This window comes from Agrobacterium salinitolerans, assembly GCF_002008225.1.
Taxonomy (GTDB): domain Bacteria; phylum Pseudomonadota; class Alphaproteobacteria; order Rhizobiales; family Rhizobiaceae; genus Agrobacterium; species Agrobacterium salinitolerans.
In genome coordinates, this window is record NZ_MRDH01000002.1 from 112,847 (window position 1) to 126,579 (window position 13,733).

The following is a 13,733-nucleotide window of genomic DNA, read 5'->3' on the forward strand; positions in this document are numbered from 1 at the left end:
AGGCTTGAAATCGTCACGGTTTAATGGCCGCGATTTCAGGCGTTGCGGGGCCGAGGAGGTGTGACGATTGAAGCGAAATTGGGGCGGTCTATAAAAAGGACCGACTGCGGAATATCGCTATCCGCTAATCTTTTTTTATTATCCGGGGCTTCCGGCGAAATGCATGGCGCGGTTTTTTGACCGTGCCATGCAGGTTTTCAGCCACGCAATGCGGCGGTCAGCGCTTCCATGTCGTCGGGCAGGTCGGTTTCGAATTCCATCACCTCGCCGGTGCGCGGATGTTCGAAAGCGAGCAGATAGGCATGCAGAGCCTGGCGCGGAAAGCCGCGGACGGTGCTTTTGGCCGGTTCTTCGAGAAGGTTCGCCTTGGTGCGGAAGGCCGCGCCATATTCGGGATCGCCGATCAGCGGATGGCCGATATGGGCCATGTGCACGCGGATCTGGTGGGTGCGGCCGGTTTCCAGACGGCATTCCACCATCGAGGCGAGGCAGGTGGCGTCCGGCCGCTCATGGTAGCGTTCCATCACCTCGTAATGGGTGATCGCCTCGCGGGCATCGTCGGCATCCTCGTGTTTGACGGCGCGTTTGGTACGGTCGGCGCTGCGGCCGAGTGCTGCGTCGATGGTGCCGCGCAGGGTTCGCGGGCGGCCCCAGACGACGGCCTTGTAGGCGCGCTCCAGCGGCCCGGTGCGGCCATGATCGGCAAATTGTGCGGCGAGGTGACGGTGGGCATTGTCGTTCTTCGCCACGACCATGACACCGGAGGTTTCCTTGTCCAGCCGGTGCACGATGCCCGGCCGCCTGACGCCGCCAATGCCGGACAGGCTGTCGCCGCAATGGTGGATAAGGGCGTTCACCAGCGTGCCGGTCCAGTTGCCTGCGCCCGGATGCACAACGAGACCGGCCGGTTTGACCAGCACGATCAGGTCTTCATCCTCATATTCCACGTCGAGCGGAATGTCCTCGCCCTTGGGTTCCGGGTCTTCCGGCTCGGGCATGATGATTTCGATACGGTCGCCGGGATGCACCTTCTTCTTCGGCTCCGTCACCGGCTGGCCGTTGAGGGAAACCGCGCCCTGTTCGATCAGCGCCTTCAGGCGGCTGCGGGAGAAGTCGCCGCCCACCTCGCCTGCCAGCCATGAATCGAGGCGGCCTTCGGCATCTTCCCCGGCAATCAGGACTTTCCTTGCGTCTCCGCCTTGTTTAAAGGGGTCGTTCATTCTTATTTTTCCGATCCATCAGCATTTCAGGGAACCCGATGACGCAGATCGAGCAAGACGAACAGGAAGACAAGCCGCTTGATCCGGCCATGGAAAAAGTTCGCCGCAAGATGATCCGTTTGCAGATCGTGTCGGGCTCCGTGATGTTTATCAGCCTTATGGCTGTCTTCGGTGCGGTTGTCTACAAGGCGATGGGGCCGTCGAAGGCGGTTCAGACACAGGCGGAAGCGCCAATCCTTGCCGTTCCCACCGGCAGTGGCCCGATGGCGGTCACCGCCAGCCTGCCGCAGGGCTTCACGATCGACAACGTCAGCTATTCCGGCGGCGACATGCTGTTTTATGGCCGGCTTTCCAATGGCACCCGCAAGGCGCTGGTCTTCAATGTTGCGACCGGCCGGTTCCTCGCCGATGTGACGGTCGATGGCCAGTGAGGCCAATAACCTGCTGGAGGGGCGACCGCTGATCCCGGTCGAGGATCCCGCCGATCCGCGCATCGCCGCGTTTCGCGATATTCGCGAGCGTGATCTCACCGGCCGTCAAGGTCGGTTCATTGCGGAAGGCACGGTGGTGCTGCGCATGCTGGCCGCCGCCCATAAAGCGGGCGGTGCCTTTGCAGCCGAGAGCATCCTGATCCTGCGCAACCGCCTTTCCGGCGTTGCGGATATCCTTGCGGATTTCCCGCCGGATGTGCCGGTCTATGTGGCGGAAGCGCCGGTGCTGGACGGCATCGCCGGTTTTCACCTGCATCGCGGCATTCTGGCGCTCGGGCGGCGGGTTCAGGATCGCGGACTGGAAGAAATGACGGCGGCACTTCCCGCATCTTCCCTGGTGCTTGTCGGCTGCGGCATTTCCAACCACGATAATCTCGGCGCGATGTTCCGCAATGCGGCGGCCTTTTACGCCGATGCGGTGCTGCTGGACGAGACGTGTTGCGACCCGCTTTATCGCAAGGCGCTCAGGGTTTCCGTGGGCTCGGTGCTGTCGGTTCCCTATCATCGCGGTGGTGGGGCGGTGGACATGCTGGAGCGGCTTTCCGAGGCGGGGTTTGCTATCTGGAGCCTGTCTCCGAATGGCGAGACGGAGATACGCGATATTCCCCGATCACAGCGCATGGCGCTGGTGATCGGCACAGAAGGCGAGGGGTTGCCGCAATCGGTGCTCTCGCGGTTTCATACCGCGCGGATTGCGCAGTCGCCGCAGCTGGATAGCCTGAATGCGGGGACGGCTTCGGGGCTGGCGCTTTATCAGATGGCGGGGGTGATGGGGCGGGTGTAGATCAGAGCCGCTTTAGCACTTCGGCGTATGCGGCTCACCCCCCTCTGTCCTGCCGGACATCTCCCCCTCAAGGGGGAGATCGACTCGTGGTGAGGCCTCGCCCCTCTCAACGTTTGCGAATGAAGCGGTGGTCGCGCCTCCTGCCGATCTCCCCCCTTGAGGGGGAGATGCCCGGCAGGGCAGAGGGGGGGTGAGCCGCACACTCAACGTTGAGGTAAACCAGACCCTCGGCGAACCTAGCGTTCCCGCTTCTCCATCACCACCTTCGCCCGCGTCGCAAGGCTCTCCCGCCCTGACGAACCGGAGGCCTTGGCCAGCAACCCCGGAATAGGCGAGGCCTCACCCTCCTGCGCGGCGGTGAGCGCGATCATCTCGGCGGCGATCCTTGCGATTTCGCGGCGGATGGGTTCGTCATTGCCGGCGCCGCGCACATTCAGCAGGCGTTCGGTGAGCGCGGCGCCCTGATTACGGATATCCTCGATTTCCTGCTCCAGGCCTTGCGACGCCGCTGGCTCGGTCGATACCGGGGGGGCTGGTTCCTCTGCGGCGGCAGCCGGTATCGCCTCTTCGGCGGCGGGTGCGGGTTCAAGCGCGGCGGCTGGGGCAGGGGCCGTCGGTTGCGATGGGTTGACCGTTTTGTCGTCCGAGACGGCGGGGTTCGGCAGACGGATGATCATGTCGTTGCTGCGGCCGCCGGTTGCCGCAAGCTGTTCCTTAAGCCGGGCGACTTCCTGGTTGCGCAGTGTCAGCATCGTGTCGAGATCGGCGTTTTTCGCCATGACGGTCGCGACCTGCTCCTCGAGCCGTGTGACCTTGCGGCTTTCGCGCGCAACCGCCGTCATCGCCTCCTTGTTGCGGGCCGCCACATCCTGCAATTCGCGGGTGGCGGTCTCGCCCTCCTTGCGGAAACGCGTGGCGCTCTGCTTGGCCTGTTCGGCTTCCAGATCGCGGGTGGCGGCGAGGATTTTCGAATCATCCAGCTCGCGCGTCAGATGGGTGAGGCGGGCGGTGAGATCGGACATCTGGCCGGCGCGCTCGTTGGCGGCCTGCTCCTGTTGCGCGAGGTTCGCCTGTAGGGCACCGGCGTGTTCTTCGGCGGCATCGAGGGCCGCGCGCAGTTCGCCGATTTCCAGCGTCAGCTCCTCGATTTTCAGGGAGAAACCGCGGTTCTGCTCGCCAAGGCGGTAGGCATCGCTGGAGGCGGCCTCGTTGGCGAGGCGCAGGGAGGTGTTTTTTTCCCGTTCCGTATCCAGCTCCTGGCGGATCTTGGCGTTTTCTGCGGCGTAAAGCGCACGCGCCATGTCCTTCTGGGCGCGAACTTCCTGCGGGCTGATGGGCATCGTCGCGCGTATGCGATTTTCCGTATAGGCGACGATGCGGCGGTGGATCGCGGGTGCGATCAACAGGGCCAGCAGGGTTGCGGTGAGAAAACCCAATCCGAAAAGAATGGCATATTCGATCACGCGGGACAGTCTCCGAAACTCAGATACGCGCGCATTCGGAAAGAGGGCGCGAAAGCACGTTACGCTATTATTGCAACCGTGGGGAGGGGGCTCCCCTAGGCAGTTAGCGGGCGGGACGTTGCCACTTGTTTCTTCCCCCTGCCGGGAGAAATCCGCGGCAGCGGGATGAGGGGGCAAGGGTTATGAGATACGGCAACGTTGCCCCCTCATCCGGCCCTTCGGGCCACCTTCTCCCCCTTGGGGAGAAGAAACCTGCAGGCCCCTCATATCATCAGAAGGGGTTCCAGGTCGGCTGCTGGGTGAGCTTCAGGTAACCGACATTGATGCCGAGGCGCGCGCCGATGCCGGTGCGGATGGGGGCAAGCGTGACGTCGCTGCTCTTCAGATAGGTCATGCCGACGCCGGCGACGATGAAAGCGGAGCCGCTCACACCACCGTAACGGCGGTAAAGCGCATCGACCGAAGGCAGGTTGTAGACCAGCATCATGGCGCGGGTTCCCTGGCCGCCGTAATCGAGGCCGAGGGAGGGGCCCTGCCAGAAGACGGGGTGCTGGCCGGCGTTCTTGGTGTAAAGCGTACCTTCGCCATAGGTGAGGCCCGCGACGAAGGCGCCGGAGCCTTCCTGGCCGAGAATGTAACCGTTCGGAAGACCGTATTGCTGGAAGGCGCGCTCCACCACCTTGGCAAGGCCGCCGGTGGTTTCACCGAAGAATCCGTGGCCCGCATCAATGACTTCCTGGAAAGAATATTGATCGCTGTTCTGGGCTGCGGCCGGTGCGGCCCATAACAGGAGGCTCGCAAGGAGCGCGACAATCTTTCCCAGTTCCAGGCGTGCAATGGTGCGGGTTTTCGTAAGGCGCATCGTCATGTCCGTCCGTCTGTTTCGTTAGCGCACCAGCCCGAAATCCGAATCGGCTTTCTTGAGGACTGGCGTGCAGAAAAAATTCTACAGCATATTTCGCGCATCCTTGCGGATACACATGGCTCCAGTGTGGCCTGTTAAGCCATTTGGCATTTTGAAACCATCCTATTAACAATCGGTTTACCAAATATGGTGTCATTATGGCTTAACAATTTCCACACCGTCCGCGCCTCCCTTGCGCAGGAGAGAATTTTATGACCAGCAAACTCAATATCACGCTGTCCGGTCCCGATCTGGCGGCTCTTCTGTGCAGCCGTGTGTGCCATGATGTGATTTCTCCTGTCGGCGCCATCAATAACGGCCTCGAACTGTTGGACGAGGGCGGCACGGATGACGATGCGCTCGATCTCATCCGCACGTCAGCCCTTAACGCATCCGTGCGGCTCAAGTTCGCCCGCCTTGCTTTCGGCGCTTCCGGTTCGGCCGGCGCCTCCATCGACACCGGTGAGGCCGAAAAAGCCGCCCAGGATTTCGCTGCCGCCGAAAAGAAGGCGGAAGTGAGCTGGAACGGCCCGCGCGCCATCGTTGCGAAGAATCGTGTCAAACTTCTGCTCAACCTCTTCCTCGTCGCTTACGGCTCCATTCCGCGCGGCGGCAATGTGGACGTGCTGCTGGAAAACCCCGACGGCGACGCCAGGTTCGAAATCACCGTCAAGGGCCGGATGATGCGGGTGCCGGCCAAGTTCGTGGAAATTTACGAGGGCAGGCTGGAAGAGGCGGTCGACGCCCATTCCGTGCAGCCCTACTACACGCTGCTTCTGGCCGAGGAGGCCAATATGGCGGTGGAATACAAGGTGCATGACGACCGCATCGTGTTTACCGCCAAGACGATTACGGCGTGATCGTTTCAATGCGACAAGGATGCCACCAGGGTTGGGTGCGGCTTTAGCCTGCGCCCGGCCTTTTTCTTTTCCGAGGAGAAGGTCTCATGATCCGTGTCGAAACCGCGCGTCTTGTGCTGCGGCCTCACGCCATTGAGGACGAAGCACTTTATTGCTCCTTCTGGGGCGCGGATGTTCGTCCGATACCAGGGGTGAGCTCAATCGCGCCGCTCGATCCCGAACTCGCCTTTGCGCGGCTCCTGCGCTTCATCGGTCACTGGTCCGTCTTCGGCTTCGGCCCCTTCGTGGTTGAGGAGGCTGCCACGGGACGAATCGTCGGCGAGGTCGGTCTTGCCCATATGCGCCGTGGACATGGCGCGGATTTCGACACCGCTCCGGAGGCCATGTGGAAGATCGACAGGGATTTGACAGGCAAAGGCGCGGCCAGCGAGGCCGTGCAAGCCGCGCTCGGCTGGTTTGACACCGCGGGCATATCGAGCCGTGTCGTCTGCATGATCGATCCGCTGAATACGCCCTCTCTCGCAATCGCCGCCCGCTTCGGCTTCCGTCCTTTCCGGGAGACGACGTTCCGGGAAAGCCCGGTGCGGCTTTTCGAAAGACTTATGGGAACATAAATCTGCGGGGGCAGGGGCCAAGGAATAAAAGGGTTGACGGATAGTAAGGCGGCATACTATATGCCGGCTTATGATGCTGGAAAAGAAATATGAAGCGCTGTTGGCGCGCACATTGCAATCGGGCGTTTCTGAACCGGGAAGGCCCCTAACAAACGAAATCACCGCAGAGCCCGGCGGGATCAGGCTTTGTTTCGAGCTTCTGTCGCTTGCTGCGGCTATTGACCGGGATTGCGCCGCGCGGCTCTCGCCGCACCGTCTGTCGGAAGGGAAATTTCTGCTTCTTGTACTCTTGCGAGACAGGGCGGAGGGCCTTTCGCCGCATGAACTTGCCGACGCTTCCGGCGTCACGCGCGCCACCATTACCGGCCTGCTTGACGGGCTGGAGAAGGATGGGCTCGTGACGCGCCGACCCGCTTATGACGACCGCCGCAAGCTTCTGGTCTCCCTGACTGTCAGCGGCAAGACGCTGGTGGAGACATTGTTTGTTGAACATGCCGAATGGATATCCTCGCTGCTTTCCGGTCTCGACCAAAGCGAGCGCTGTTTGTTGAGCAAGCTTCTTGTGAAGGTGCGGACAAAGACGGGCGCGGCCACTGTTTCGGCCCGCCTTCCCGACAATTGATTCCAAATATGGAGACTGATGACATGTCTTATTTTCTCGCTGAACTTTATTCGGCCAAACCAAGCTGGAAGGCCTTGAGCGGCGAGGCGCGGGCAGCTTTTTTTGCCCGGATCGGCGCGGGCATGAGCGCGCTTTCTCAGGCGGGTATCGAGGTGATCACAACGGGCGCGGTCGATACCTCGCTGGGCCACGCATCCCCCCATGAATTCTTTGCGCTGTGGCGTTGCCGTGACCGGCAGGCCCTTTCTCTTCTGGTGGAGGCAATCGCTGACAGCGGATGGCATGACTATTTCGACACGGTGAATGCGGGCGGGGAGGGTGCCGGCATGGCAAACCATCTCCAGCAGCTTGCAGCGGTCTGATCCGCCGCCTGATCGAGGCTGCCGCCGTGGCGGTCTCGATCGCGATCGAGAACGACTGTGAACACGTTCGAGGTCTGCTAAGCGTTGCCATATGTTTCGGGACCCGTCGTGACCGGGATGATCCTGAGGTGTTCCTCTTTCAAACGGCGTTTGCCGAATGGTGCCGATAAACGAGGTCTTCGGGATCTGAACGGGGCGCTTTCGGATCGAGCATGCCGCCGATTCGCTCGGCAACGGCTGCAGATTTCCGATTGTGCGGCGAGACGTAGCTGACAAGCGAAGGCAGGTTCAGGGTCTTGAAGGCCCAGTCGCGCAGCGCCGAGGCGGCTTCCGCCGCATAGCCGTATCCTTCATGGCCTTCGTAAAGCAGCCAGCCCAGTTCCTTTTCCGGAAACAGCGGACCGTGATTGATGCCGACCTGGCCGACACATTGTCCCGTTGCGTCAAGCTCGATCATTAGTGCGCCATGGCCGAAAAAGTACCAGTTGGCCTGATCGTGGCAGAACACACCCCATGTCGAGGGCAGGTCGTAAGGCCCGCCCACACCGATAGAGCGCAATGACATCATGAAATCCCGATAGGCCGGAAAATCTGTGATCATCAGCGGGCGCAGCGTCAGGCGTTCGGTCCTGAGGATGGGGATAGGGTGGTTCATGCGCCATCATCCTTTTGCGGCGCATAGCCCAGCTCTTCTTCCCTCATTCCTGTACAAGCACAGGAAAGAGGGAGTATCCATGCGCCGGAATATGATCGTGTGTCGTAATATGCCAATGACACCGTTACCTGCGACCTTCAAATCACAACAAAAAACCCGCCGTTTCCAGCGGGTCTTTTAAAAACTGCCCTGTCCCGGAATGGATCAGGCGGTTTCGAGGAATTCCGTCGCGCCATCTGGCTCGCGCAGAACATAGCCGCGGCCCCAGACGGTTTCGATGTAGTTTGCGCCGCCGGCGGCGTTTGCGAGCTTCTTGCGCAGCTTGCAGATGAAGACGTCGATGATCTTCAGTTCCGGCTCGTCCATGCCGCCATAAAGGTGGTTCAGGAACATTTCCTTGGTCAGCGTCGTGCCCTTGCGCAGCGAAAGCAGCTCGAGCATCTGATATTCCTTGCCGGTCAGGTGAACGCGCTGGCCACCCACTTCAACCGTCTTGGCATCGAGATTGACGATGAGTTCGCCGGTGGAGATGACCGACTGCGCATGGCCCTTGGAACGGCGGACGATGGCGTGAATGCGGGCAACAAGCTCATCCTTGTGGAACGGCTTCGTCATGTAGTCGTCTGCGCCGAAGCCCAGGCCGCGCACCTTGTCCTCGATGCCGGCCATGCCGGACAGGATGAGGATCGGCGTCTTGACCTTGGAGAGGCGAAGCGTTCTCAGAACCTCGTAACCCGACATGTCGGGCAGGTTGAGGTCGAGAAGAATAATGTCGTAGTCGTAGAGCTTGCCCAGATCCACGCCTTCCTCACCGAGGTCGGTCGTGTAAACGTTAAAGCTTTCCGACTTAAGCATCAGTTCAATGCTCTGCGCTGTCGCGCTGTCGTCTTCAATAAGTAGAACCCGCATAATTATCCCCTTTGCCGCCCGCGAACCGGTAAATCATTGCCTCGCGCGATGCGGATCCAGACGTTGCCTGATTTGCAGGCTGCCACCAAATGGTTAACAAATTCTAATTGCCTTTGGCAAGGTGTATCGAATTTATTAAGCAAAGTAGGCATTTCGCTGTTTTTGCACGTGAATCCACCATCGCCAAAATTGAAGCTTAACGTGAGGAAATCCCGTTAAGTGATTCAATCGACTCTTACATCGTCGGGTCCATTTTTTTGGACCTGGCATTTACCGACCCTTAAATGATCGTGTTTATCATTAACGATGCCCGTAAACGAAAGGTTAACGGCGGCGGTTTTTTATTAACGCCGGGTAACTTTTGGGAATCATTCCGGGACAGGGGGCAACCCTTGCGGAAAAACGGGCGGGTTAAACGGGCCGATCAGGGTGGCATAGTGCCTTTTTGATCCGGGTCTCGCTATCCATGGAGTATTGCGTATGAAGTCGCGTGACAGCCTGGTTCGCCTGAAGGAATTTCAGGTCAATGAAAAACGCCGGCAGCTTAACCAGCTGCAGCAGATGATGTCCGAGTTCGAGCGGATGGCAAAGGAACTGGTGCATCAGATATCTCTGGAAGAAAGCAAGTCGGGCATTACCGATCCGACGCATTTCGCCTATCCGACCTTCGCCAAGGCCGCGCGCCAGCGGGCGGATAATCTTCAGGTCTCGATCCGTGAGCTGAAGGCCCAACAGGAAGCCGCCGAAGCTTCGCTGGAAGAGGTGCAGGCCGAATATGAAAAGGCCGCTGCCCTCGAAAACCGCGACGGAGCCATCCGCGCCCGCGCCTGACCTATAGGCGCAGGAAGTTACGAGGATCGTCCTCATTGACGGCTGCCGGTGGATCAGGAGGCGGCTTTCAATGACGGGACGCCATGCATTTTTTCGAAAGGCCGCTCGTTCAGGGCGGCCTTTTGTTTTGCCGCGTCGCCGGTGTTTTCCGCCGGGACGGTCGGGCCTGATTTCGATTGTCCCGACCTGGGGAAAGGCGTATTTTACGGAGGTTCCGACCGTGAGCCGGAGGCTTTTACGCGCACGCGCCCCGTGCGGGTGCGGGCGGCACTTGCAGGGAGGAAAAAATGGCCCGCCAATATATAGATTGCCGCGAATTCCCCAGTGACAGCAGATGCACCGTTGCCATCTCCGCCGATTCTCCGGAGGAGCTTATGGAAGCGGCCGTGCAACATGCCGTGGCTGTGCATGGCGCAAAGGATACGCCTGAATTTCGCGAGGAAGTCCGTCACAGCATGCATGCGGGAACACCGCCGCTGAAGGTGGCGTGACGTCCTTTTATGAATAACGCGATATCTGGAACGGTTGTTGAGGGATCAGGTGTAAACCGCTTGTTTCTTCTCCCCGGCGGGGAGAAGTCCGCGGCAGCGGGATGAGGGGGCGACGGTGGAGATATACGGAGAGCTAGCCCCCTCATCCGACCCTTCGGGCCACCTTCTCCCCGGCGGGGAGAAGAAAGACGCGGCGACGCTTGTGACTATCCTGCCGGGTTACCCCTGGATAACATCCGCCCATTCGGCATGGCGCAACGTCTGGGCCTTGAAGAAGGGGCAGAGTGGAATGATTTTCCAGCCGCCCTTGCGGGCTTCATCGATCGCATGGGCGGCGAGCGCCTGGCCGACGCCTTTACCGCGCAGCGCATCGGGCACGCCGGTATGGTCGATGATGATGAGGGAAGGGGAAGTGCGCGAATAGGTCATCTCCGCCTTGTGGCCGTCGATGGTTGCCGAATATTCGCCGTGCGATCCGGTTTCGGTTGTCTTGATGTCCATGATGAGCGCCTTCCGCATTGCTGTTCGTTGTCGCCACTGTACCGGCTTCAGCCTGAATTGAAACAGCGCGATAGCAAACGCAGCGGACACAAACTGGCGACAATCACCGGCTCTGTGGCGCAGTTCTCAGATGGACATCCGAAATTAGACCGAAAACCCCGTCGATAATCCGGCGGGGCGTTCTCTACACTCGGTCTGGGCGCGTTGCCGCGCCGGCGCACTGTTTAGTGGCGATATTGCTGGATGCGCGTGGTGCGCAGGCCGGCAAGGCCATGATCGGAGATCGAGGACTGCCAGGACAGGAATTCTTCGACGGTGAGCGTATAACGCTCGCAGGCTTCCTCGAGGCTCAGCAGTCCTCCGCGTACGGCGGCAACCACCTCGGCCTTTCTGCGAATGACCCAACGACGGGTATTGGCAGGCGGAAGATCCGCAATCGTCAGAGGGCTGCCATCGGGGCCGATGACATATTTAACTCGTGGGCGTATCATTTCGGTCATTGGACACTCTATACAAACTCAAGACCATATGACGGGAACTCTATCCCGGTACCTTTAAAAATTGCCTAAGCAGCTCGTGACAATTTATTAAGAATTTGAACGGTTTCGCCTGATTTGTTCGAGTCGCCTTATTTTGCCGGGAAAAAATTTTTCCAAAAATCGCAATTTTTCTCTCTCACCGGTTGTTTCCATCAAAGTGCCGCAAGCGAAAGGCACGTTTTCCCATCGCCCTGGGTAAATTCCGCCGTTCCCTCATGCTGCAGCCGCAGGCGGTCGCCGGCATCGAGCGGAAGAATGGATGTGGCCGACTGCTGGGTGCCGGTGGCGGAGACGTTGCCGGCGATGCTGAAGCTGGTCGCCGCGCCATTGATAAAAAGCGTCACCCGGTGGCCGGAAGAGGAGACCACGGCGAGCGTCAGGGCCGCCAGATAAAGGCCCTTTGCCGGAACGACGAGTTCACGTCCGCCACCGCTCACCGCATCGCCGAGCGTAAATCCGCCCTCGGCGATGGAGAGCACGGAAAAACCTGCCGCCGTGCCATTGGCGGGTTTCGTCGTGCCCGCCGGCAGGCCGGCAACAGTGAGCGCGCGGTTGGGCATCGAGACCCGGCCATCGCCGCTGCAGAGAAGTGCGGTGTGCCATGAGGCACCATCCTTGCTGGTCTTGATCGAAAAGCCGTCATTGCCGGCAAGGCCCATTTCCGCCCGGCCGCTCCAGCCGGACTGGAACACCAGCGAGGCGGTATCGGTTTTGCCTGCCTTGTTGACCGTCATGCGGTGGCTGCCGTCTTCCGGCCCATGGGTGAAGAGGCTGGCGGGGGAGGCGAGCGCCATGCGGTTGGCGGCGTCTGCCTCCGTGCCGATGCCCAGCTTTTCCAGCCGACCGCTTGCCGGCAGCGGCAAGTCGCGCCAGTTTCCGTCCTGCAGGACTCGGTATCTGCTTTCGGCCGCGAACCATGCCGTCCAGCCGGGCTGCGGCGTGATCGAAAGCCATGCGCCATCCTGCCGGAAGGCGAGTCTGCCGCCCTTGCCGGCCCAGTCGCCGGTGGCGCCGGCGGAGAGAAGGAAGCAGTCTCCTTCCGCTGCATCTTCGGGCGGTGTCGCGACGGTGGCCCTGACGACGAGCTGCACGATCGCATCCAGCCTTTGCAGGGCTTCGTTGTGGGTGACGTGCTTCTGGGCCTGCGAGGGCAGGATGTAGGGAAGCCGAAGTCTTGCCGTCTGTTCCGTCATGGTGTGCCTTCCGCGCTGCGGTGTTTCGTTGCGGGGCATTGTGGGGCGGTGGCGTGGGGTGGGGATGAGCGGGGATGGATTATTTTTTGGAGGCTTCGGCGTATGCCGCTTCACCCCCTCTGCCCTGCCGGGCATCTCCCCCTCAAGGGGGGAGATCGACTCGTGGATAGGTCTCGCCTATCACGACGTTTACGAATGAAGCGGTGGTAGCGCCTCCTGCCGATCTCCCCCCTTGAGGGGGAGATGCCCGGCAGGGCAGAGGGGGGTGAAGCGGCATACGCCGAAGCTCACCAAGGCAGAAATCCGATCCACCCGTTGCAGTAGCCGCAGGAGACGGCAAGCGGGTATTACCCCGCCTGTTCCACCGCCATCGCCCCTTCGGCAATGAAATCCGGATTGGCCAGCGCATCCTCGCCGTCACCCCTCACCGCATAGGCAAGCGGCTTACCCTCGCAATCGAGCGTCCTGCCGCCGGCGGCGCGCAGCACGGCGTCGCCGGCGGCCGTGTCCCACATCATGGTGCGGCTGAAGCGAGGATAGATATCGGCGGCGCCCTCCGCCAGCATGCAGAATTTCAGCGAGGAGCCGACGGAAATACAGTCCTTCAGCCCGTGTTCGGCCACGAAGGCTTCCGTTTTTGCCGTACAGTGGGAGCGGCTGATCAGCGCTACGGGGGAAGCGCCGCGCCGGCGCGCGCGGATGGGGCGGCGCGAAAGGACGACGCCTTCGCCGGAAATGGTGAGCTTTTCGGCGGCATTGTGCTCGCCCGTCCATGCCTGCCCGCGGCAGGGGGCGTAGACCACGCCGACCACGGGTACGCCGTTGCGGATGAGCGCGATGTTGACGGTGAAATCGTCCTTGCCGGAAATGAATTCCTTGGTGCCGTCCAGCGGATCGACGAGGAAGAACTCCGCACCGGTTTCCGGCAGGATGCCGCTCGACACCGCTTCTTCGGCAACCACGGGGATATCGGGAAAATGGGCGGCCAGCGCCGCAAGGATGATCGTCTCGGCCCGCTGATCGGCCTCGGTCACCGGCGAGCAGTCGTCCTTATACGACACATGCGGGCCGGCACGGTGGACCGCCATGATGGCCTGCCCGGCGTCCAGCGCCGCTTTCGTCAATATGTCGATCATCTCTTTGCCAATTGATCCCGTCTGCGGGATATCGCCGTTCCGATCTTCGCTACTCCTTTGCCCGCCGCCCGTCAAATAATGGCGTCGGACAATGCTGAAATAAGCATCCGGCCGTCATTTTTTCAGCACTTCCTGCCAAAATCATGGCTCTTTTGACC

17 protein-coding genes are annotated in these 13,733 nt (G+C 60.7%); 8 read left to right on the top strand and 9 right to left on the bottom strand.

The annotated features are described in order from the left end of the window. Positions 1-197: 197 nt before the first annotated feature. Positions 198-1,220, bottom strand: coding sequence for an RluA family pseudouridine synthase (locus BS627_RS00690; RefSeq protein ID WP_077981408.1), 1,023 nt, complete (start codon positions 1,218-1,220; stop codon positions 198-200). A 38-nt stretch (positions 1,221-1,258) separates the two neighbouring features. Between BS627_RS00690 and BS627_RS00695 the strand changes: the two genes are divergently transcribed. After that, positions 1,259-1,651 (top strand): hypothetical protein, encoded by a 393-nt coding sequence (locus BS627_RS00695; RefSeq protein WP_077981409.1) that lies wholly within the window; start codon positions 1,259-1,261, stop codon positions 1,649-1,651. Beyond that, complete coding sequence (locus BS627_RS00700; RefSeq protein ID WP_089153199.1) at positions 1,641-2,495, top strand: TrmH family RNA methyltransferase; 855 nt, start codon at positions 1,641-1,643, stop codon at positions 2,493-2,495. The genes BS627_RS00695 and BS627_RS00700 overlap by 11 nt, the downstream gene beginning before the upstream one ends. Positions 2,496-2,731: 236 nt before the next feature. On the opposite strand, the gene BS627_RS00705 is transcribed toward BS627_RS00700, so the two are convergent. Further along, on the bottom strand, positions 2,732-3,958 hold the full coding sequence (locus BS627_RS00705; protein WP_077981410.1) for a coiled-coil domain-containing protein: 1,227 nt from the start codon (positions 3,956-3,958) through the stop codon (positions 2,732-2,734). A gap of 271 nt (positions 3,959-4,229) precedes the next feature. Further along, a complete protein-coding gene (locus BS627_RS00710; protein ID WP_165691085.1) occupies positions 4,230-4,826 on the bottom strand; it encodes a DUF1134 domain-containing protein in 597 nt (198 codons plus the stop codon). Positions 4,827-5,074: 248 nt separating this feature from the next. Here BS627_RS00710 and chpT point away from each other — a divergent pair, with 248 nt between their 5' ends. From chpT to BS627_RS00730, 4 genes are all read left to right on the top strand, one after another. Continuing rightward, positions 5,075-5,722 carry a histidine phosphotransferase ChpT gene (chpT, locus tag BS627_RS00715; protein ID WP_077981411.1) on the top strand — a complete coding sequence of 216 codons (648 nt, stop codon included), beginning with the start codon at positions 5,075-5,077 and terminating at the stop codon, positions 5,720-5,722. An 86-nt stretch (positions 5,723-5,808) separates the two neighbouring features. Beyond that, positions 5,809-6,336, top strand: coding sequence for a GNAT family N-acetyltransferase (locus BS627_RS00720; RefSeq protein ID WP_077981412.1), 528 nt, complete (start codon positions 5,809-5,811; stop codon positions 6,334-6,336). Between the two features lie 70 nt (positions 6,337-6,406). After that, positions 6,407-6,958 carry a MarR family winged helix-turn-helix transcriptional regulator gene (locus tag BS627_RS00725; RefSeq protein WP_244634955.1) on the top strand — a complete coding sequence of 184 codons (552 nt, stop codon included), beginning with the start codon at positions 6,407-6,409 and terminating at the stop codon, positions 6,956-6,958. A 23-nt stretch (positions 6,959-6,981) separates the two neighbouring features. After that, positions 6,982-7,320 (top strand): DUF6616 family protein, encoded by a 339-nt coding sequence (locus BS627_RS00730; protein WP_077981605.1) that lies wholly within the window; start codon positions 6,982-6,984, stop codon positions 7,318-7,320. 139 nt (positions 7,321-7,459) lie between these two features. On the opposite strand, the gene BS627_RS00735 is transcribed toward BS627_RS00730, so the two are convergent. Next, positions 7,460-7,975 (bottom strand): GNAT family N-acetyltransferase, encoded by a 516-nt coding sequence (locus BS627_RS00735; RefSeq protein WP_077981413.1) that lies wholly within the window; start codon positions 7,973-7,975, stop codon positions 7,460-7,462. A 204-nt stretch (positions 7,976-8,179) separates the two neighbouring features. Continuing rightward, on the bottom strand, positions 8,180-8,884 hold the full coding sequence (gene ctrA / locus BS627_RS00740) for a response regulator transcription factor CtrA (protein ID WP_003491823.1): 705 nt from the start codon (positions 8,882-8,884) through the stop codon (positions 8,180-8,182). Positions 8,885-9,364: 480 nt separating this feature from the next. Here ctrA and BS627_RS00745 point away from each other — a divergent pair, with 480 nt between their 5' ends. Next, positions 9,365-9,715 (top strand): flagellar export protein FliJ, encoded by a 351-nt coding sequence (locus BS627_RS00745; protein WP_003491821.1) that lies wholly within the window; start codon positions 9,365-9,367, stop codon positions 9,713-9,715. A 287-nt stretch (positions 9,716-10,002) separates the two neighbouring features. After that, the gene (locus tag BS627_RS00750) at positions 10,003-10,206 is read left to right on the top strand and encodes a DUF1059 domain-containing protein (protein WP_077981414.1); all 204 of its coding nucleotides are present in this window, start codon (positions 10,003-10,005) and stop codon (positions 10,204-10,206) included. A gap of 219 nt (positions 10,207-10,425) precedes the next feature. On the opposite strand, the gene BS627_RS00755 is transcribed toward BS627_RS00750, so the two are convergent. The 4 genes from BS627_RS00755 to cysQ form a co-directional block, all read right to left on the bottom strand. Then, positions 10,426-10,707 (bottom strand): GNAT family N-acetyltransferase, encoded by a 282-nt coding sequence (locus BS627_RS00755; RefSeq protein ID WP_003522924.1) that lies wholly within the window; start codon positions 10,705-10,707, stop codon positions 10,426-10,428. Between the two features lie 224 nt (positions 10,708-10,931). Next, on the bottom strand, positions 10,932-11,207 hold the full coding sequence (sciP, locus tag BS627_RS00760) for a CtrA inhibitor SciP (protein ID WP_004430042.1): 276 nt from the start codon (positions 11,205-11,207) through the stop codon (positions 10,932-10,934). A gap of 191 nt (positions 11,208-11,398) precedes the next feature. Then, entirely contained in the window at positions 11,399-12,439 is a 1,041-nt protein-coding gene (locus BS627_RS00765; RefSeq protein ID WP_077981606.1) for a DUF2793 domain-containing protein, read from the bottom strand. Between the two features lie 347 nt (positions 12,440-12,786). Beyond that, complete coding sequence (gene cysQ, locus BS627_RS00770; protein WP_077981415.1) at positions 12,787-13,575, bottom strand: 3'(2'),5'-bisphosphate nucleotidase CysQ; 789 nt, start codon at positions 13,573-13,575, stop codon at positions 12,787-12,789. Positions 13,576-13,733: the final 158 nt, after the last annotated feature.